This is a genomic window from Chelativorans sp. M5D2P16 (assembly GCF_034427935.1).
Lineage (GTDB): Bacteria > Pseudomonadota > Alphaproteobacteria > Rhizobiales > Rhizobiaceae > Chelativorans.
Window position 1 is genome coordinate 1 of record NZ_JAXQNM010000019.1, and the last position, 20831, is coordinate 20831.

Annotated in this window: 16 protein-coding genes; 10 read left to right on the forward strand and 6 right to left on the reverse strand. The window is 65.5% G+C overall.

Annotated elements, in window-relative coordinates; genetic code table 11:
- Positions 1 to 22: 22 nt before the first annotated feature.
- From SIN08_RS09630 to SIN08_RS09645, 4 genes are all read right to left on the reverse strand, one after another.
- The gene (locus SIN08_RS09630) at positions 23 to 445 is read right to left on the reverse strand and encodes a hypothetical protein (RefSeq protein WP_322451363.1); all 423 of its coding nucleotides are present in this window, start codon (positions 443 to 445) and stop codon (positions 23 to 25) included.
- A 136-nt stretch (positions 446 to 581) separates the two neighbouring features.
- Complete coding sequence (locus tag SIN08_RS09635) at positions 582 to 2435, reverse strand: SLC13 family permease (protein ID WP_322451364.1); 1854 nt, start codon at positions 2433 to 2435, stop codon at positions 582 to 584.
- Between the two features lie 137 nt (positions 2436 to 2572).
- On the reverse strand, positions 2573 to 3217 hold the full coding sequence (locus tag SIN08_RS09640; protein WP_322451365.1) for a 2-dehydro-3-deoxy-phosphogluconate aldolase: 645 nt from the start codon (positions 3215 to 3217) through the stop codon (positions 2573 to 2575).
- A gap of 57 nt (positions 3218 to 3274) precedes the next feature.
- A complete protein-coding gene (locus SIN08_RS09645) occupies positions 3275 to 4183 on the reverse strand; it encodes an N-acetylmuramidase domain-containing protein (protein ID WP_322451366.1) in 909 nt (302 codons plus the stop codon).
- Between the two features lie 257 nt (positions 4184 to 4440).
- On the opposite strand from SIN08_RS09645, the gene SIN08_RS09650 reads away from it, so the two are divergent.
- From SIN08_RS09650 to modC, 4 genes are all read left to right on the forward strand, one after another.
- The gene (locus tag SIN08_RS09650; protein ID WP_322451367.1) at positions 4441 to 5136 is read left to right on the forward strand and encodes a tellurite resistance TerB family protein; all 696 of its coding nucleotides are present in this window, start codon (positions 4441 to 4443) and stop codon (positions 5134 to 5136) included.
- Between the two features lie 178 nt (positions 5137 to 5314).
- A complete protein-coding gene (gene modA / locus SIN08_RS09655; protein ID WP_322451368.1) occupies positions 5315 to 6061 on the forward strand; it encodes a molybdate ABC transporter substrate-binding protein in 747 nt (248 codons plus the stop codon).
- Positions 6062 to 6079: 18 nt separating this feature from the next.
- Positions 6080 to 6772, forward strand: coding sequence for a molybdate ABC transporter permease subunit (gene modB / locus SIN08_RS09660; protein WP_322451369.1), 693 nt, complete (start codon positions 6080 to 6082; stop codon positions 6770 to 6772).
- Positions 6759 to 7847: a molybdenum ABC transporter ATP-binding protein gene (modC, locus tag SIN08_RS09665; RefSeq protein WP_322451370.1), complete on the forward strand. Its 1089-nt coding sequence runs from the start codon at positions 6759 to 6761 to the stop codon at positions 7845 to 7847. The genes modB and modC overlap by 14 nt, the downstream gene beginning before the upstream one ends.
- A gap of 283 nt (positions 7848 to 8130) precedes the next feature.
- Here the strand turns inward: modC and SIN08_RS09670 are convergent, their stop codons facing one another.
- Together SIN08_RS09670 and SIN08_RS09675 are read right to left on the reverse strand one after the other, a co-directional pair.
- Entirely contained in the window at positions 8131 to 9873 is a 1743-nt protein-coding gene (locus tag SIN08_RS09670) for a DUF882 domain-containing protein (RefSeq protein ID WP_322451371.1), read from the reverse strand.
- A gap of 272 nt (positions 9874 to 10145) precedes the next feature.
- The gene (locus SIN08_RS09675) at positions 10146 to 11633 is read right to left on the reverse strand and encodes a sigma-54 dependent transcriptional regulator (RefSeq protein ID WP_322451372.1); all 1488 of its coding nucleotides are present in this window, start codon (positions 11631 to 11633) and stop codon (positions 10146 to 10148) included.
- Positions 11634 to 11779: 146 nt separating this feature from the next.
- Here SIN08_RS09675 and SIN08_RS09680 point away from each other — a divergent pair, with 146 nt between their 5' ends.
- The 6 genes from SIN08_RS09680 (at position 11780) to hemH (ending at position 20534) form a co-directional block, all read left to right on the forward strand.
- Positions 11780 to 13633, forward strand: coding sequence for a M3 family oligoendopeptidase (locus SIN08_RS09680; protein WP_322451373.1), 1854 nt, complete (start codon positions 11780 to 11782; stop codon positions 13631 to 13633).
- A 17-nt stretch (positions 13634 to 13650) separates the two neighbouring features.
- Positions 13651 to 14814 (forward strand): aminodeoxychorismate synthase component I, encoded by a 1164-nt coding sequence (locus SIN08_RS09685; protein WP_322451374.1) that lies wholly within the window; start codon positions 13651 to 13653, stop codon positions 14812 to 14814.
- Between the two features lie 115 nt (positions 14815 to 14929).
- Positions 14930 to 16375, forward strand: coding sequence for a homospermidine synthase (locus tag SIN08_RS09690; protein WP_322451375.1), 1446 nt, complete (start codon positions 14930 to 14932; stop codon positions 16373 to 16375).
- 50 nt (positions 16376 to 16425) lie between these two features.
- Positions 16426 to 16830 carry a hypothetical protein gene (locus tag SIN08_RS09695; RefSeq protein ID WP_322451376.1) on the forward strand — a complete coding sequence of 135 codons (405 nt, stop codon included), beginning with the start codon at positions 16426 to 16428 and terminating at the stop codon, positions 16828 to 16830.
- Between the two features lie 379 nt (positions 16831 to 17209).
- Positions 17210 to 19243, forward strand: coding sequence for a 5'-nucleotidase C-terminal domain-containing protein (locus tag SIN08_RS09700; RefSeq protein ID WP_322451377.1), 2034 nt, complete (start codon positions 17210 to 17212; stop codon positions 19241 to 19243).
- 238 nt (positions 19244 to 19481) lie between these two features.
- Entirely contained in the window at positions 19482 to 20534 is a 1053-nt protein-coding gene (hemH, locus tag SIN08_RS09705) for a ferrochelatase (RefSeq protein WP_322451378.1), read from the forward strand.
- The last annotated feature ends 297 nt before the right edge of the window (positions 20535 to 20831 follow it).

The following is a 20831-nucleotide window of genomic DNA, read 5'->3' on the forward strand; positions in this document are numbered from 1 at the left end:
AAATGTGAACTTTGCGGCTGGTCTATCTCTCAGAATCGTACTCGTCCCGATAGTGCTTTAGAACGAATTCGACATCTTTGTCGCCTCGGCCGGACGGGTTCACCAAAATGCTTTCCGAGGAAGGGCTGCGCTCTGCCAACTTGATCGCGAACGCCAGCGCGTGAGAACTTTCGAGACCCGGGGTGATCCCCTCCGACTTTGCTATGCGGAAGAAGGTGCTGATCGCCTCTTCGTCCGAGATGGCCGGGATCTTTAGGCGACCTTCCTCATGGAGCATCGCGATCTCTGGTCCCACCCCTGGATAGACGAGACCCGAGGCCACCGACGACACCTGGGAAGGCGTCCCGTCTTCCTGCTGCAGAACGATGGACTGCGCTCCATGAAGCGTTCCGATTGTCCGGCCCGGCAAAATCGCTAGCTTGGCTGGTGCATAATTCAGGAGCATATCCTTTTTGGCATTTCGGTGCAGAGATAATGTCCGGTTTTAGCCTCACCCTTGCCAGAAGAAGACAGTCTGCTCACCACCCAAGTATAACGTTAGCCGCACCGATTTCTGCCCTCTCCTCGCCGCGGGCAGATGGCTACTCCATCGGAAAGAAGTACCGGATCGCCAGCACACTCGCCATGCCGACCGTCAGGTTCATTGGCACGCCAACCTTCAGGAAGTCGGAGAAGCGGTAGTCGCCGGCGCCGTAGACCAGCGTGTTGGTCTGATAGCCGATGGGGGTGGCGAAGCTGGCGCTGGCGCCGAACATGACTGCCACGACGAACGGGCGCGGGTCGACGCCCATCTGCGTGGCCAGCCCGATAACGATCGGGGTGAGCAGCACCGCCACCGCGTTGTTCGTGACGAGCTCCGTCAGGACCGAGGTCAGGAGATAGATCGCCAGGAGGGTGACGAAGGGCGGCATCCCGGCAAGCACGGGTGCGGCGGCGCCGGCGATGAGCTCGACGCTGCCGGCCTGCTGCAACCCCTCGCCGACGATCAGCATGGCGAAGATGAGGATCAGGATCGAGGCTTCGATGGAATCCCATGCCTCGTCGGCATCGATGCAGCGCAGAAGCAGGATCGCGGCGACCGCCAGCATGGCGAGAATGCCGATACCGGCGACGCCGTAGGCCGCCAGAAGCACCACGCCGGCCAGCGCCAGAACCGCGATCGGCGCCTTGCGCCGCCGGAAGGCACGGCCGGACGGGCGGGAAACCGAGACGAGATCGGCTTCCTCGGCAAGCGCGTCGAAGCCCGTCGCAGGCCCCTCGAGCAAAAGCTTGTCGGCGGGCCGGAGCCGGACATTGTCGAGGTCCGGACCGGGAATATGCCGGTGCCGGTGGGCGCCGAGAACGCGCACGCCGAAGCGCCGCCCGAGGGTGAGATCGGCGATCCGGCTTCCCGCGCTCGCGCGATGCGGCGCCACCACCGCCTCGACCACCGTCGTTTCCGTTCGCGGTTCGGAGCCGCGCCTCAGGCCGACACGCAAGCCCTCGCGCTCATTGAGCGTGAGAAGCTCCGAGGTCGTGGCCATGACGACCAGCGCATCGCCCTTCCGCAGGTGCTGCGCCTTGAGATCGGAGCGGATGACCTCCGTGCCGCGCCGCAGCCCGATGATTCTCAGGCCCGGCCTCTGGAAAGCGGCGATCTCGCCCACGGGCCGGTCGGTATATCTGCCCTCCGCGCGCACGGTCACCTCGCTGAAGAATTCCGTTTCTCCCGAAGTCGCATCGTCGCCCGAGGCACCGCGGTCGGGCAGGATGAAGCGCCCGATGAGAAGCATGGTGGCGACGCCGGCGAGGATCGCGACGACCCCGACGGGCGTGATCTCGAAAATGGAGAACGGCTCCAGCCCGTTGCCCCGTGCCACGCCGTCCACCAAGAGGTTCGTCGAGGTGCCGATGAGCGTGCAGGTCCCGCCGAGAATGGACGCGTAGGAAAGCGGGATGAGAAGGCGTGTCGGCGCCACCTCCAGGGCGGCGGCAAGCCGGATGACGATGGGAATGAGGATCAGCACGACGGGCGTGTTGTTCATGAAGGCGGAGGCGAGGATCGTAACCGCGATAAAGACAATCGTCGACGACGCCGGGCTCTGTTGCGCGCGCCCGACGATCGCCTCCGAGACGGCCTCCAGAACACCCGTCCTGACGAGCGCGCCGGACAGGATGAACATCGCCGCGATGGTGATCGGCGCGGGGTTTGCGAAGACGGCCAGCGCCCGGTCGGCCGGCACGAAACCGGCCAGGATGAAGGCGGCCGCCCCGCCCACAGCCGTTACCTCGGGCGGATAGAGTTCGAGAACGAAAGCTGTAAAGAGGAGGGCCAGAAGAGCGAGCGCCAGATAAGCCTCGTAGCCCGACAGGAATGCATCCATGAAGCGGTCCGCATCGCCTTTTCCGCCGGCGGGCCGGCAGGTTTGCACCACCTTGCCCGACTCGACCGACACGCATCAACACGGGCGGGACGGCAAAGGTTCCTGATCAGGAACACTCCCTACCGGCCGATATACCGCACGGGGGGCTTTCCGACCGGCGCCTCTTGTTGCTGCCCGGGAAAGAATGTGTCGTCCAGGCGGTGCCGCCGCTATCGGCCACGGGGCAGCGCCGCGGCCTGCCGCGCCAGCTCGGTCACGGCATCCCAGTTCCCGGCACTCAGATCGGTATCGGGTGCAACCCAGGAGCCGCCGACGCACACCACGTTGGGCAGCGCGAGGTAGTCGGCCGCGTTCTTCACCGAAATCCCGCCGGTCGGGCAGAAGCGCACATCCGCAATCGGCGAGGCGATGGATTTCAGGAACGCCGCACCGCCGGCCTGCTCGGCGGGAAAGAATTTCAGCACGCGATAGCCTTCCTCGCGCATGGCCATGATCTCGCTGGGCGTTGCCGCGCCGGGCAGGAACGGCACGCTCGAGTGGCTGGCCGCGTCCAGAAGTTCCTGGGTCGTGCCGGGCGAGACGACGAACCGCGCGCCCGCCGCCGCGGCATTCGTGAAATCCCGGCCCGACAGGATCGTGCCTGCGCCGACGATCGCCTCCGGCACCTCGTCCACCACCAGGCGGATCGCGTCCAGTGCCTCGGGCGTGCGCAGAGTGATCTCCACGGCCGGCAATCCGCCCCGGGCAAGCGCCCGGGCGAGCGGCACCGCATCGGCGATCCGCTCGATCTTGAGCACGGGAATGACGGGCTGTCCCGAGAGGATTTCCAGAAGCTTTTCCGTCTTCTTCTTCATCACCGGCTCCAGTGCTTGCGCAATCGTGCCGCCTTCTTAAACCGTTTCAGGCGGGATTCAAACGTCGTGGGCGCTCCAGAGCCTCGACATGCGTCGCCAGAGAGCGGAAAGAGCCGCACCGGCGGTGTGATAAAAGCCTCCCAAAGGCATCGCTTCCTGCATGCGTTCGCGTGTCGCGGGCCCGGCGATTCCGTCGACCGCCAGGCCCTGTTCGCGCTGGAACCGCATCACTGCGTCCTGGGTCTGCGAACCGAAAACACCGTCGACCACAAGCGGATAGCCGAGCCCCTTCAGCATTGTCTGCAGATGCTCGACCTGAGGGCCGCGGGCTCCGCGCCGCAACGTGCGCGTCGGGGCGGATTCGCGGTCGTGCGCCGCCAGCCTGCGCGCATGACGGCGATGGGCGAGCGACAGCCGCAGATGATAATTGTTCTTCGCATAGTTCGGGCCGTTGTAGCCGCGGGCGAAGGCCGACCACTCACGCCGGCGAAGCGCTCCCGTCAGATCTGCCTTCTCGATATAACGCAGCATCAGCGCAAGCTGCCCCCGCGGTCCGCTGCGCGCCTCCTCCACCAGCGCCTCGACGTTCTCGTAGCCGAGCCAGGACCAGTGCGCGCCCATCACCTGCCCCACGCCCCAGGACGTGGATTCGTATGCCGCCTGGCGGTCGATCCGGGCGGCGCGCACGAGCATGCGCCAGCGCGCTGCCTGGCCGGGCGGATTGCGCACCACGCCGGCCTTGGGCGCGGCAAGTCCCTCTTCGCGCGCTCGCTGCCGGTCCTCCGGCGAAAGCCGCCGGTCGAAATAATGCCCCTCGAAACGAATGAGCGGCTCGCGCCGGCCGCGCACCACGGCGTGTGTCCTGCCACCGGACTCCACTTCGACAAGCGCGAGGAGCGTCGCGGGCGCCAGCCCCGCGTTTTGGGCGGCTTCGATGATCAGTTTTTCTGTTTCGGCGGAAAACATGGGGCAACCTCCGGCTTTGCGTCCGCCTCATTCTGCGCGGATGGCCGACGGCGGGGACAAATCCGGCGCCGATTCCGCAAAGCCGTGTCGAAAGAGTACGACCAACACCTTGCAGCGGCGGAAGAATGTCCGCCCGAAGGAACGCCCGGGCGCAAAAACTTGTCCACGCAGGCACGCGATGCATCACGTGCCGCGGATTGCATTGCGGCCGTGCGCGACCTACTTCTCTTCATCCTACCTGTAGCGAGGAGAGCTCCATGATCGATCCGAAGAAGCTGCTCGATGACTTCCTGGGGCAGCAGGGCTCGAAGGGCGGGTCGTCCGTCCGCGACAAGGCCGGCCAGGTCACCCAACTGGCCAAGGACAACCCGCTTGCCACCGGGGCGATCGTGGCAATGCTTCTCGGCTCGAAGAAAGGGCGCAAGTTCGCAGGCGGCGCGCTCAAGCTCGGCGGCATGGCGGCGATCGCCGGCCTCGCCTACAAGGCCTATCAGGACTACCAGTCGGGACAGAAACCCGGAGGAGCCGAGGCCACGCAGGAGGTCCTGCCGCCGCCCTCCGGCACCGCCTTCGACACCGCGGAAGCGCCGCAGGGCGAGGACGCATTCGCCTTCGCGCTGGTGCGCGCGATGATCGCCGCGGCACGCGCCGACGGCCATATAGACGATGCCGAGCGCGCCAGGATCGCCGAACGCCTCAAGGAGACGTCGATCGGAGCCGAGGCCGAGAATTTCCTCATCCGCGAGCTCGAGCGCCCGGTCGATCTGGACGCGCTCGTCGCCGCGGCCGAGACCGACGCGCAGAAGGTCGAGCTCTACACCGCCTCGCGCCTGGCGATCGAGCCGGAGACCCGCGCCGAGCGCGGCTATCTCGACATGCTCGCCGGGCGCCTGAAGCTGCCGGACGTGCTCGTCGATCATATCGAGGCCACGGTGTCCCAGGCCGCCGATTGAGGCCCGGTTGTTGCCAAATACCCCGCCACGCGGCATAAAGTGCCTGCGCCGCAACGGCGCGGGCGGCAGTGCGTGGCCGCCTTTGCGACAAGGGCAAGCCGCATCCGGGGCGCGGGTGCCGCCTTCGGTCCACCATCACGTCCTTTGGAACCGCACTGTCGTGCCATGGAGGATGTGCATGTCCAGAATCTTGACCATCGTCCTGTTCGTTCTTGCCGGATGCCTCCCCCTCTCCGCTGCGGCAGCCGAATCGCTCACCATCTTCGCCGCCGCCAGCATGAAGGATGCGATGGACCGTGCCGCGCCGGCGTTCGAGGCGGAAAGCGGGGTCGAGGTAGTCGTCTCGCTCGCCGCGAGCTCGGTCCTGGCCCGCCAGATCGAAGCCGGCGCGCCGGCCGACGTGTACATCTCCGCCGACCAGGAATGGATGGACTGGCTTTCGGAACGTGAACTGGTGCGCCCGGACGGCATCAGGACCGTCGCCGCGAACGCGCTGGTGATCGCATCATCCGCGGAAGCCGGCCAAACGGCGCGGGATCCCGCCGACCTGCTCGACCGGGAGCGCTTCGCCATGGGTGATCCGAGCCACGTGCCGGCGGGCCGCTACGCCGAGGCGGCGCTGGAGAGCCTCGGCCTGTGGGAGGCGGTGCGCGAACACGCCGTCTATGCCGAGAATGTCCGCGTGGCGCTAGAGCTTGCCCGCCGTGGCGAGGTGCGGGCGGCGATTGTCTACGGCTCCGACGAGAAGTCGGTCGAGGGCCTTTCGCGCGCCTACACCTTCCCGCCGGAAAGCCACCCGCCCATCCTCTATCCGGCCGCCGCCATCGCGACGGCCGAACCGCAGGCGCAGGCGTTCATCGATTTCCTCGCCGGCCCGGCCGGGCAGGAGATCTTCCGCGACCTCGGCTTTGCACCGTTCGATTGACGGCCAGGCGGCGAAAAGATGATGGAAGCGGAAACGGCGATCGTCCTCCTGTCGGCCAAGGTGGCGCTGGCGGCGATCCTGCTGGCGCTGCCGCCCGCCTTTGCGGTGGCCTGGCTTCTTGCCCGCCGCCGCTTTAAAGGCAAGGGCTTTGTGCAAGCGGTGGTGACCCTGCCGCTGGTGCTGCCGCCCGTCGTTACGGGCTATGGCCTTCTTGTTCTGTTCGGTACGCAGGGCCCGCTGGGCAGGCTGTTCGAAGCGGCCTTCGGCCTCACCTTCGCCTTTCGCTGGACCGGGGCGGCACTGGCGGCCGGGGTGATGGCCTTCCCTCTCCTGGTGCGGCCGATCCGGCTGTCCCTGGAGGCGGTGGACCGGGGACTGGAAGAGGCCGCCGCAACGCTCGGCGCCTCGCGCCTCGTCGTATTTCTGACCGTCACCCTGCCGCTCGCCCTGCCGGGCGTGCTGGCGGGCGCGGTGCTGGGCTTCGCCAAGGCGCTGGGCGAGTTCGGCGCGACGATCACCTTCGTCTCGAACATTCCCGGCGAGACCCAGACACTATCGCTGGCCATCTATGCCCTGCTTCAAAGCCCGACGGGGGACACAGCCGCGTTGCGGCTCATCATCGTTTCCGTCCTGCTGGCGCTCGCTGCGGTGCTTTTGTCGGAATGGGTGGCGCGACGGCTGACGGAAAGGGGCGGCGATGGGCGGGCTTGAGGTCGACATCACCGGCAAGGCCGGCAGCTTCGCGATATCGGCGCGCTTTACCGCCGCACCGGGGGTGACCGCACTCTTCGGCCGCTCCGGCGCCGGAAAGAGCACGATTCTCAAGATGATCGCCGGCATCATGCGTCCCGAAGAGGGCCGGATCGTCGCCGATGGCCGGGTGCTCTTCGATGCCGCCGCCGGGATCAACTTGCCGCCGCGCGCGCGCGGCGTGGGCTTCGTCTTCCAGGAAGACCGGCTGCTGCCGCATCTCTCCGTCCGGCGCAACCTCACCTATGCGCGCTGGGCCGGCCGGCGCGCCGGCAGCCGTCCGCTGGAAGAGGTGGTGGCGCTGCTCGGCCTCAAGCCGCATCTCGACCGGTTTCCCGGAACGCTTTCGGGCGGGGAACGCCAGCGGGTAGCGATCGGCCGCGCATTGCTGGCCGATCCCGGGATCCTGCTGATGGATGAACCGCTCTCCTCCCTCGACCGGCAGCGACGCGGCGAAATCCTGCCCTATCTCGAAGCGGTCGCCGGTGAGACGCGTATTCCCGTCCTCTACGTCAGCCACGAGACCGACGAGGTCGCCCGTCTGGCGGACAGGGTGGTCGCGGTGGAGGATGGCACGGCACAGGTGGCCGGCACGCCGGCGGAGATCATCGGCTTTCATCGCGGCGAAGGGGACATTCCCGTTTCCATCGTCGAGGGTGTGGTCGTCGACTTCGACCGGCGCTACGGCGCGGCCAGCGTCGATATCGGGGGCGTTCATATCGAGCTTTCCGGCGTCGACCTGGCGGAAGGCGCCGGCCTGCGGCTGAGTGTCAACGCATCGGATGTCGCCATTGCCACCACGCCTCATGAAGGACTGTCCATCCGAAACCAGATTCCCTGTACGGTCGAAGCGGTCGAGACCGCGGGCACGGTCGCCGACGTCCTTCTGCGCTGTGGCCGTCAAAGGCTCGTGGCCCGGATCACCGCGCGTTCGGCATCCGAACTCGGCCTTGCCCCGGAGCGGCCGGTCGTGGCGCTGGTCAAAGCCATATCCGTGGCATCCTACAGCCACGCCGGAAAGCGTCATGCAACTTAAAGTGGTGGATAGATCGAATTGTTAAGCTTCCATTAACCATTCTTTAACGGGAGAACCCCATACTAGCCTCATCGGATCGGCTTTCCTCCTCCCGAGCACGGTTCGACCAGGGGCGGCCGCAACGGCCGCCCCGTTTCAACTCAAGCGTTTATCCGTCTTATCCGTTCCAGCGCGTCCTCCATGCCCGCCGTGCGAGGCGCCGGTGACGCCGCCCCGGGGACATGTGTGGAACGCTACAGCGCATCCATCCTTTTGAACGCGCGAAGGGTGCGGGAAGAGAGCGCTATTCCTCTGCGAACTTGGCGACCGAGAGGAAGTTGACCGCCTTGCCGGTGAAACGCCGCGCATCGGCGATGTGTATCGCCTCACGTTGGAAGCCGGTCGTATAGACCGTCTTCGGCGCTTCGGCGATCTCCGGCGTGAAGGTCGGGATCTTCGCCTCCTGCGCAAAGCTCAAAAGCGAAGCCTGGCTCAGGACGTTATGGGCCGGGGCCGCTTCGACCGGGAGCACCTTGGCCGCACGCGCGCGCCCGGCATCCTGCGGCCCAGGCTTTGCGGTCTTGGGCGTCGTCCTTACGCCGCTTGAGATGAAAGCCGCCGCGCGCGGGTTGCCGCTTTCCTTCAACAGCTCCACGCGCCGCGGCGTATCAGCCGTCTTTTCGATATTATCCGAAGGCAGCGGCACGGATCCGGCAGATGTGCTGTTCCCCTGTGCAGACGGTACGTCCGTCTGCGACAAAGACGCCACGGCGAAAGCCTGCTCGCCGAACTTCGGCGCCATAGCGGGCACCGGCACGCCGCGGTCCGCCGTCTGCTGCGGCTCCATATCCTTCTGCTCGGTCAGCAATTCGGCGATCACGTCGGACGAGCTTGGCCGCTCGGGTCGGCGCGTCGGCGTCACATAGGCCGTCGCCGTCGGCAGGTCCTGCACGTCCCCGTCCTGCTCATCCACGGCATCCGCCTGCGCCGCCTGCATCTCCGGTTCAGGCGGAGCGTATTCGGGGCGCCGTGTGGGCAGAGGCACGTTGGAGGCGACAAGAGCTTCCGTTGGCTGCGCTTCCGGCTCCTGTTCCGCCTCGGGAGTAGCGTCGGGGGCGGGCGCCTCGACCGGCAGGGCCGTACCGACGCCGATATCCGGACGCGGGGCCTCGCGCGGCACGGGAAGTTCCCGCTCCGGCAAGGCGGCCAGGATGGTCTTCGGCGCTGCGGGTTCGGGCGCGGCCTGGCGCTCCGGTTCTGCCTGGCGCTGCGCCACGGACCTTGCGGGTTGCGGCGCGGAAGCGACCTGCATATTGCTGTTGGCGTTATCCTCTTCCTCGTCGGCGCCGCCGCCGAAGAGCGCGGCGAGCAGCCCCCGGCCCCGCCTTTTTCCGCTGTCGTCGGCGACCTGGATGGAGCCTCCGTTCCGCTCGCGCGCCTCGTAGGCGGCGAGTGCCTGCTGATAGCCGGGCAGCGGCTTGCCATCCGAGGGGACATGGAGCGTCTTTCCGTCCGGGAAGACGGAGACGAGCTCCCTGCGGCTCATGCGCGGCCAGTGGCGCACGCCGGCCACGTCGATATGGATGAAGGGCGAACCCGAGCGCGGATAGTAGCCCACACCGCCGACCTCTTTTTTCAGGGCGACGTTCCTGAGCTTGGAAAGGTTTACGTCCGGCAGGAAGAAATCGATCGCCTTGCCCAGCATATGCTGGCTCTTCTTCGCCACGCCGCCGCTGCGTTTGCGCAGCATGGCATTCGTCTCGGGCGAGCGGTAGGCCGAGACCACGTGGATATAGTCGCGCGAACCGGACGCGCGATAGACCTCCCACAGAAGGTCGAGCAGCCGCGGATCCATCGTGGTGGGCTCGTCGCGGCGCCAGTCGCGCAAAATGTGGTTGATCTGCTGCAGGCCGCTCTTGAGATAGCGACCGTTGCGCTTGTACGTGATTTCAGCGCGTTCACCCGTGTGGGTGAAATGGAGCCTGAGCGAGCGCGTTTCCGCGCTTGCCACCGGAGCGGCCGACAGAAGCAGTGCCAGTGCGAGCATCAACCCGGCAACGAATCTTGCCGGCGCGACCCCTCTCCTGCACAATCGGCGATGTTCAACGTCGTTGTTAGTCAAACCAAGGCCTTATCGGCTGAAATTGTCCCCACTGACGAGAGCCGAATGCGCCCCCGAAAGCATTCGCACCCTGCACGATAATGGTTAACCGACACTTATTGAAGCAGGAATGCGCCACAAGCGTGGCGAGAACGTGACGGCGGCGTTTTCAGCTAAATTGTGGTAAATGTTAATTTAAAACCGCGCAAGGACAGCGCTTATTCACTGCCGCCATTCTTCGGGACGTCGTGTCCCATTTCCCTGAGCTTGCGATAGAGGGTGGACCGGCCGATCCCGAGCCGGCGCGCGACCTCGCTCATCTGTCCGCCATAGTGGTCTATCGCGATGCGGATCATCTCATGCTCGACCGCCTCCAGCGTGCGCATCTGCCCCCTTTCGTCCAGGGCTGACAGGAGGCCGGGGTGCAACTGCCGTCGCCCCGTCTCGTCCGGCGTACCGCTCTCCGCCTCTTTCTGCGCAGGTGCCGCCGCATTTTCCTCCGGCAGCGACAGTTCCGCCGCCAGCCCGCCCATCTGCGCCCGGATCTGGGGAAAGGCCGCGACCGTCAGCACCTCACCCTCGCTCAGGACGGCGGCGCGAAAGACCGCATTCTCCAACTGCCTGATGTTGCCCGGCCAGTCGTAGGCGGCGAGCACCTCGAGCGCCTCGGCAGAAATGCCCGAAATGCGCTTGCCCGGCACGGCGTTGGAGAAACGGCCGATGAAGTGCTGCACGAGAAGGGGAATATCCTCCTTCCGGTCGCGCAGCGGCGGCACGGTGATCGGAAAGACGTTGAGGCGGTAGAAGAGATCCTCGCGGAACCGCCCCTCCCGGACCTGCTGCAACAGGTCGCGATTGGTCGCCGAGATCAGCCGGATATCGACTTTCACGGTCCGCCGCCCGCCGACCGCATCCACCTCCCCGTCCTGCACGGCGCGTAGGAGCTTGACCTGCGCCTGTGCCGGCAGTTCCCCGATCTCGTCGAGAAACAGCGTGCCGCGATCGGCCTCTGCGAATTTGCCGGACCGTCTCTCCGTCGCGCCGGTGAAGGCCCCCTTCTCATGGCCGAAAAGGATGCTTTCCACCAGGTTTTCGGGAATGGCGCCGCAATTGACCGTGACGAAAGCCTTTCCCCGCCGCGCGCTCTCGCCGCGGATGGCGCGCGCGATGAGCTCCTTGCCGACGCCGGACTCGCCTTCGATCAGGACGGGGATATCGGACGCAGCCGCCTTGCGCGCCAGCGCCAGCGCACGCTCCATCGCCGGGCTGCGGCTGACGATATCGCTGAAGGAGAAACTCTTTTTCTCCGCCCGCCGCCCATGCCGCGTCGCCCCCTCGAAGGCCTCCACCTTGAGGGCGTCGCCGATGGCCCGCGCCAGCCGCTCGGGCGAGACGGGCTTGACGACGAAGTCGAAGGCGCCGGCCCGCATCGCCGCCACCACCGTATCGATCCCGCCCTTTGCCGTTTGCACGATGACGGGCAGGTCGATCCCGCGCCGGCGCATCCGCCGCATGACTTCGATCCCGTCGACGCCGGGCATGACGAGGTCGAGAACCATCGCCCGCGGTGCCGCGCTGGCGACCACCTCGAGCGCCCCTTCGCCGCTCTCGGCAAGCACCGGTGCATAGCCGAGCTTGCGCACGGCCGCCTCGAGCAAGCGGCGCTGGACGGGATCGTCATCGACTATCAGGACCGTTTCCGACATGAATGCAACAGCGCCTTGAAATTCGCTCCGGGGTGATTCCGACGGGCTGGAACAATTTGGCACAGCCTCCTAAACAGGCGTTCAAGAAACCCGGTGAACGAAATCTTATCGCCAAACCGCCCGGGACGCACAATAGGGAGTACCCGATGCATCATAGTGCAAGCAGGCCTTGCCAGGCGCCGCGCACGCCCGCCGAAGGCGCCCGCAAGGCCTCGGAACTGGGCGATCTGCCCCTGTGGAACCTTGCCGACCTTTATCCCGCCATCGACAGCCAGGAACTGGCCGACGACATCGCCCGCGCCCAACGTGACGCGCGCGCTTTCGAGGAGAAATGGAAAGGCAGGCTCGCCGAGGAGGCGGCGAAGGGAACCGATGGACGGCTCGGCGAGGCCGTCCGCGCCTATGAGGAACTCGACGAACTCTTCGGTCGCATCGGCTCCTACGCGGGTCTCGTCTATGCCGATGACACCTCCGATCCCGCGCGCGCCAAGTTCTACGGTGATATCCAGGAAAAGCTGACCGACGCCAGCACACATCTCTTGTTCTTCGCTCTTGAGCTGAACAAGATCGACGACGCGCTGATCGAGACGGCGCTCGCGCAGGATCCGCTTTTCGGCCACTACCGGCCCTGGGTGCTGGACATCCGCAAGGACCGCCCGCACCAGCTCGAAGACCGCATCGAGCAACTGTTCCATGAAAGCTCGGTGACCGGGCGCGGCGCCTGGAACCGCCTCTTCGACGAGACGATGACGAGCCTGCGTTTTCAGGTCGATGGCGAGGAACTGACGCTCGAACCGACCCTGAATCTGTTGCAGGACGCCGACGGCAGGAAACGCCGCAAGGCCGCCGAAGCGCTTGCCGAGACTCTGGGGGAACACATCCGCCTGTTCACCCTTATCACCAACACGCTTGCCAAGGACAAGGAGATCGCCGACCGCTGGCGCAACTTCTCCGATGTGGCCGATTCCCGTCATCTCGCCAACCGCGTCGAACGCGAGGTCGTCGATGCGCTCGCCGCTTCCGTCCACGACGCCTTCCCGCGGATCTCGCACCGCTACTATGCCATGAAGGCCAGGTGGCTCGGCATGGACAAGCTCAACCACTGGGACCGCAACGCGCCGCTGCCCGAAGCACCGCAGACGACGATCGGCTGGGACGAAGCGCGCGAGACCATCCTTTCGGCCTACCGCTCCTTCGCCCCGGAGATGGCGGAGATCGCCGGCCGCTTCTTCGAGAAGAACTGGATCGACGCGCCAGTGCGTCCCGGCAAATCGCCCGGCGCCTTCGCCCATCCCACCGTGCCCTCCGCACACCCCTACGTGCTCTTGAACTACATGGGCAAGCCGCGCGACGTGATGACGCTCGCCCATGAACTCGGGCACGGTGTTCACCAGGTGCTTGCCGCCGGCCAGGGCGCGCTGATGGCCTCCACACCCCTGACGCTCGCCGAGACGGCCTCGGTCTTCGGCGAGATGCTGACCTTCCGCTCCCTGCTCGAGCGCACCGCCGACAAGCGCGAGCGCAAGGCCATGCTGGCCCAGAAGGTCGAGGACATGATCAATACGGTCGTGCGCCAGATCGCCTTCTACGAGTTCGAGCGCAAGGTGCACACCGAGCGGCGAAAGGGCGAGCTGACATCGGATCAGATCGGCCGGCTATGGCTCGAGGTCCAGGCGGAAAGCCTGGGTCCGGCGGTGAGGCTCCGCGAAGGCTACGAGACCTTCTGGGCCTATATTCCCCATTTCATCCACTCGCCCTTCTACGTGTATGCTTACGCCTTCGGCGATTGCCTGGTGAACTCGCTCTTTGCCGTGTACAGTCAGGCGGAAACGGGATTCCAGGAGAAGTATTTCGAGCTCCTGAAGGCCGGCGGCACGAAACACCATTCGGAGCTTCTCGCCCCCTTCGGCCTTAACGCCTCCGACCCCGCCTTCTGGAGCAAGGGCCTTTCGGTGATCGAGGGTTTGATCGACGAGCTGGAAGCGCTAGATGAGGGGTAAAGCAGCGGTTGCCTGCAATGTCGCGCTCTTCACGCCCCCCTTCCAGGCGCCACGTCGCCCTCTTCCGCAACGACCTTCAGGGTGAAACCCTTTCCTTCGCCAAGCCGCGGGAGGTCCTCATTGCGAACGAGCCAGCGGAACTCCCGCCGGCGCTGGAGCGGGCGGAAGCCGCGCTCGGTGCGGGCAAATGGCTCGCCGGCTATATCGCCTATGAAGCGGGTTTCGTCCTCGAGCCGGCGCTCAGGCAGCATTTGCCGGAGGGGCGGCGGTCACCGCTGGCCTGCCTCGGCGTCTTCGACGAACCGGGCCCGTTCGAGGCTCAGCCGGACACCGCCGTCACGCCGCGACTTTTCGCGCCCCGCGCCGCCTGGAGCTTTGCCGACTACGCCCCCCGCTTCGAGCGCCTTCACCGCCACTTGCGCCTGGGCGATGCCTATCAGGGCAACCTGACCTTTCCCGTGGCGGCGCGCTGGGAGGGCGACCCGCTGGCGCTCTTCGACACGCTGACGGCGCGCCAGCCCGTGCGCTACGCCGCCTTCGTCGATCTCGGCGGCCCCGTTGTACTGTCGCGTTCGCCGGAGCTCTTCTTCGAGATTTCCGCCGACGGCTGGATCGAGACGCTGCCCATGAAGGGCACCATGAAGCGCGGCGGGACGGCCGAGGAGGATGCCGCCCTCAAGGAGGCGCTCAGGAACGATCCCAAGAACCAGGCGGAAAACCGCATGATCGTCGACCTTTTGCGCAACGACATCTCGCGCATCACCGAGGTCGGCACGCTCTCCGTTCCCGAGCTTTTCCACGTCGAGACCTATCCCACCGTGCACCAGATGATCAGCCGCGTGCGTGCCAGGCTGTTACCGGACATTTCGTTGACCGACATCCTCACCGCGCTTTTCCCCTGTGGCTCCGTCACCGGCGCACCGAAGATCAGCGCCATGAAGATCCTGCGCGCCCTGGAAGGCGTGCCGCGCGATGTCTATTGCGGCGCCGTCGGCTGGGCCGCTCCGGACGGTCGCATGCGCTTCAACGTCGCCATCCGCACGATCTCGCTCCACCCGGGCGGCGAGGCGGTCTTCAATGTGGGCGGCGGCATCGTCTTCGATTCCCAGGTGGATGAGGAATATGCCGAGTGTCTCTTGAAGGCGCGCTTCGCCACCGGCGAGGTTCCCGAGGTGGACTGAGCGGTTGGTCCCGTCGGGAAACCCGCCTTTCTTCCCGCGCTTTCCGCTTTATTGTGACGGCGTTCTGTGTTTTTGACGCCGGCAATCACCCGCAATCGATGAGGAGAGCCCTGAAATGGCTGAAAAGGACTGGCCCATCCACGGCGAGATCACCGGCCCTGTCGTCATGATCGGCTTCGGCTCGATCGGCCGTGGCACGCTGCCCCTGATCGAACGCCACTTCAGGTTCGACAAGTCGCGCATGGTCGTCATCGACCCGGTCGACACCGACCGCAAGCTCCTCGACGAGCGCGGCATCCGGTTCGTACAGGACTATGTCACGAAGGAGAACTATCAGGACCTGCTCATCCCGCTCCTGACCGCCGGCGAGGGGCAGGGCTTCTGCGTCAACCTTTCCGTCGACACCTCCTCGCTGGACCTGATGAAGCTGTGCCGCGAACTCGGCGTGCTCTACATCGACACGGTGGTGGAGCCGTGGCTCGGCTTCTACTTCGAAAAAACCGCCAGCAACGCCGCGCGCACCAACTACGCCCTGCGCGAGCCCGTGCGGCAGGAAAAGGCCAGGAATCCCGGCGGCACGACGGCCGTTTCCACCTGCGGCGCCAATCCCGGCATGGTCTCGTGGTTCGTCAAGCAGGCGCTGGTCGAGCTCGCCCGCGACCTGAAGCTCGATTTCACGGAGCCCGGCCCCTATGACCGCGAAAGCTGGGCGCGTCTGATGCAAAAGGCCGGCGTAAAGGGCATCCACATCGCCGAGCGCGACACCCAGCGCACGAAGAAGCCCAAGCCGATGGACGTTTTCTGGAACACATGGTCGGTCGAAGGCTTCATCTCCGAAGGCCTGCAGCCGGCCGAACTCGGCTGGGGCACCCACGAGACGTGGCGCCCGGAAAACGCCCGCGACCAGGAGGAAGGCTGCAAGGCGGCCATCTATCTCGAGCAGCCCGGCGCCAACACGCGCGTGCGCAGCTGGTGCCCCACCCCCGGCGCGCAATACGGCTTCCTCGTCACCCACAACGAGTCGATTTCCATTGCCGACTTCTTCACCTTGCGCGGCGAAAACGGCGAAGTGAATTATCGGCCCACCTGCCACTACGCCTACCACCCCTGCAACGACGCGGTGTTGTCGCTGCACGAAATGTTCGGTGCGGCCGGCAGGCCGCAGCCCGTGCATCATGTGCTGGACGAGAACGAGCTGGTGGACGGCATAGACGAACTGGGCGTGCTCCTCTACGGCCATGACAGGAATGCCTACTGGTACGGCTCCCAGCTTTCCCTGGAGGAAACGCGAGGACTCGCGCCCTATCAGAACGCGACCGGCCTTCAGGTCACCTCCGCCGTGCTGGCCGGTATGGTCTGGGCGCTCGAAAACCCCGAAGCCGGCATCGTCGAAGCCGACGAGATGGACTACCGGCGCTGCCTGGAGATCCAGCGGCCCTATCTGGGACCGGTCAAGGGTTACTACACCGACTGGACGCCGCTCGAAGGCCGGCCCGGGCTTTTCCCGGAGGACATCGACGAGGGGGACCCATGGCAATTCCGCAACATACTGGTGCTGTAATGACTTGTATCGGTGCCTTTTTACTTGCATCCGACCGGAAAAACCGGCGAATGAAAGCCATTGCGAAGGAGGGCGTCATGAAATCATTCGGCAGGTTCGCCACTTTTGCGGCACTGGTATCCGTCCTGGCTGCTTCCGGCTGTGCAATGGTCGCGCCGAGAGGAGGAGGTCCCGCCCCGACACAACAGAGCGGTATCGAGGGTCGATGGATCGACCAGGGAGGAATTGCCGTATCCACCTTCAGGGACGGCCAGTTCGTGTCCGTCGACGCGCGCACCGGCGGCACGATGTCGCAAGGCACCTATCAGTTCCAAGACAGAAACAACATCCACATTTCGATGACGGCCCTGGCCCGGGGAACACAGGTCGAAGTCGCCTGCACGATGCCGAACCCCAATCAGTTGAACTGCACCAACTCCATGGGAACGAACTTCGTCCTGACCCGGCGGAGCTGAAACGGAATATTTGGGCGGCTTTGGCCATGCGCGCCTCCGCCAGAACCGTTCGTTTCTGCGGCAGTCCAGGATCGTGAGAGCTCTCGCATCGTGAAGGCTCAGGTCTTTTGCCACGCGTGTGCGCAGGCACGGCCGTCGTGAAGCATGCCCTGCCGGATGGCCGAGCCGGGACGGCGAGTGTCACGCGCATCGGCGTCCCTGCTCAATTTTTCATGGCCTGATCATCCGCCGGCTGGAAACCATTCCGTACAGCACCGCGCCTCGACGCCCGCACCGTCCCTCTTGCCTTCGCCGCATCGCCGGTGGAAGCATGTTGATGCGTTACCGAACCGACATGGTGGAGCGCTAAATTAAGATCAGGGGACCAGCCGGAGTTGCAATGATGAAGACAATCGCCGTCCTGGCCGCGGGCGCATCGGCGCTGGCGCTTTCCACCGCACCCTCCCTGGCGGATTACACGCTGAACATCCTGCACATCAACGATTGGCACAGCCGCATCGAGCCTATCAACGCCTATGATTCCACCTGTTCGGCGGAAGACGATGCGGCCGGCGAATGCTTCGGCGGCGCTGCCCGCCTCGTCACGGCGGTGCGCGAGCGGCGCACGGCGCTCGACAGCGAGAACGTCCTGTTCCTCAACGCCGGCGACAATTTCCAGGGCTCCCTCTTCTACACGACCTATAAGGGCACGGTGGAAGCGGAGTTCCTGAACCTCATGGGCACCGACGCCATGGTGGTCGGAAACCACGAATTCGACGACGGGGAGGACGGCCTCGCCGCCTTCCTCGAAGAAGTCGAGTTCCCGGTGCTCGGCTCCAACATCAAGGCCGCGGAAGCATCCGCGCTTGGCGACCGCGTGCGCGAATACGTGATCCTGGACGTGGGCGGCGAGCGGATCGGCATCGTCGGCGCGGTTGCGAACGATACCGCGGAGCTTTCCTCGCCGGGCGAGCACGTTTCCATCATCGAGGATGTCGAGGGCATCACCGCGGCCGTCGAAGCCGTGACGGACGAAGGCGTGGACAAGATCATCGCCCTCACCCATGTCGGCTATCCGCGCGATCTCGAAGCGATCGCAAAGATCCCGGGCGTCGACGTGGTGGTCGGTGGGCACACGAACACGCTCTTGTCCAACACGATCGAAGGCGCCGAGGGGCCCTACCCAACCATGGTCGACAATCCGGAAGGCTACCGGGTGCCCGTGGTTCAGGCCGGCGCCTATTCCAAATATCTGGGAGAGCTGGCCGTCGTCTTCGACGACGAAGGCGTGGTGACGGAGGCCGCCGGCGACCTGCTTCTCATCGACGCCTCCGTCCAACCGGACGAGGATGTTGCCGCGCGCGTGGCGGAGCTTGCCGGCCCCATCGAGGAGCTGAAGGGGAAAGTCATTTCCGAGACCGCAGCCCCGATCGATGGAAGCCGCGAGAGCTGCCGCGCCGGCGAGTGCGAAATGGGCAACCTCGTCACCGACGCCATGCTGGCGCGCACGCGGGACCAGGACGCCGATTTCGCCATCACCAATGGCGGCGGGCTGCGCGCTTCCATCGACGAGGGCGAGATCACCATGGGCGAGGTACTGGAGGTGCTCCCCTTCCAGAACACGCTCGCCACCTTCCAGCTGAAGGGCTCGGACGTGGTCGCCTCGCTTGAAAGCGGCGTCAGCCAGATCGAGGAAGGGGCGGGCCGTTTCCCGCAGGTATCCGGCCTGCGCTACACCTTCGATCCGTCAGCCGAGCCCGGTGACCGGATCGGAACGGTCGAGGTCGAGGAAGACGGCGAATGGGCGGCGATCGAGCCGGACGAAACCTACACCATCGCCTCCAACAATTTCATGCGCAACGGCGGCGACGGCTACAGCCTGTTCGCCGAAAACGCCGAAAACGCCTACGATTACGGGCCCGGTCTCGAGCAGGTGGTGGCCGACTACCTAGCCGAGAACCAACCCTACCAGCCCTATACCGACGGCCGCATCGCACGGGTCTCGACCGCCGCGGGAAACAACAGCGAGGAAACGGCCGCCGCACCGATGGAAGAGGACCAGCCGTCCGCTTCCGCCGCGACCGATGCAGGCGATGAAGGGGCGGACGCCGATCAGTCCTCCATGGAGGAGACGCCCGAAGCGGGCGCCGCCGACGGCGCAACCATGGCGGCTGCGCCGGAGGCCGCATCCGGAGGACTGGAAAGCGAAGCTCCAATGGCTGAGGAGCCAATGGAGGAAGCCGCAGACGCCGAGATGGCGGCGGATGGTGGCCGTGGCACCCATGTCGTTGTACGTGGCGACACTTATTGGGACTTGGCGGCGCGCTATTACGGCAGTCCGACCGAATGGCGCCGCCTCGCCGATGCCAATCCCGATTTCACGCCGCGCCGCCTTATCGTCGGCGCCACGCTGAACGTCCCCTCCGCCGATTGAGCCCTTTCGCCCCGCCGACCGCGGCGGGGCTTTTCCACCTGCGGCTAGCAGCGGCATTGTCTTTGTAAAAGACTTCGTTAGGTGTGAGTGTCATCAGAGCGGTCCTGGAAGTCGGCCCTTGCGGTTTGGGACCGTTCAGGCGTGGATTCTCGGGTCAAGCCCCGAGGATCCTGCCTGAACGTTTCCGCACCACCCCGGTCGGTTTCGCAAAGGCCGCAGGTCACACCCGGAGTAAGTCATGACCACCGCCAGCCAGCCAGCCAGCAAAGCCGAGGCCGCCCAGACTGCCGAGCACCGCCCCGCCGCCGGCAAGATCGGCGTTCTGCTCGTCAATCTCGGCACCCCGGACGGCACGGATTACTGGCCGATGCGCCGCTATCTGCGCGAGTTCCTGTCCGACCGGCGCGTCATCGAGTGGCCGCGCGCCGTCTGGTACCCGGTGCTCTACGGCATCGTTCTCAGCACCCGGCCGAAGAAGTCCGGTGCCGCCTATGCCAAGATATGGAACCGGGAGCGAAACGAATCCCCCTTGCGCACATTCACCCGCGCGCAGGGCGAGAAGCTGGCAGCCGCCCTTGCCGCGCAGGATCATGTGATCGTCGACTGGGCCATGCGCTACGGTGCGCCGTCGATCGAGGAGGTGACGAAGAACCTGATCGCCCGCGGATGCGAGCGCATCGTCATGTTCCCGCTCTATCCGCAATATTCCGCCACCACCACGGCCACGGTGAACGACAAGTTCTTCGAGACGCTGATGAAGCTGCGCTTCCAGCCGGCAATTCGCACCGTGCCCGCCTATCACGACGAGCCCGTCTATATCGATGTGCTCGCCCGCTCCATCGAGCGCCATCTTGCCGGGCTCGACTTCGAGCCGGATGTCCTGATCGCCTCCTACCACGGCATCCCGCAAAGCTACGCCCGGCGCGGCGATCCCTATGACCGCCAGTGCCGGGAGACCTCGCGTCTGTTGCGCGAACGGCTGGGGCTCAGCGAGGACAGGTTCCTCACTTGCTTCCAGTCACGCTTCGGCCCGGAGGAATGGCTGCAGCCTTATACCGACAAGACGGTGGAACGGCTGGCCCGCGAGGGCGTGAAATCGATCGCCGTCTTCAATCCCGGCTTCGTCTCGGACTGTCTCGAAACGCTCGAAGAGATCGCCGTCGAGGCCAGTGAGACCTTTCACGAGGCGGGCGGCCAGAACTTCACCCACATCCCGTGTCTGAACGACGGCGAGGAAGGGATGCGGGTCATCGAGGAACTGGTGCGGCGCGAGCTCTCCGGCTGGGCGTAGGATTTGTTGGGATTGAACAGACGGCTGCGGCGCAAGCCCGTCTCTGGCGATTTCTAACACTTAGCCTCCGGCTAAGATGTTGAAATCGCTTTCTCTCCCACAAGGGAAGAGATACGCCTGCACCGCCGTTTCCGCCAATCGCCAACGTTGGTGATTGCGGAAACGCTCGTGCGAGCGTCTATCTCCCCCCTTGCGGGGGAGAAAGCAAATTCCTGGGCTTAGCAAAGCTAAGTCCTTGGAATTTGCAAGAGAGGGGGCCAGCGCCGCAGCCATTCCTGAAATTGCTCTGCGCGCGAA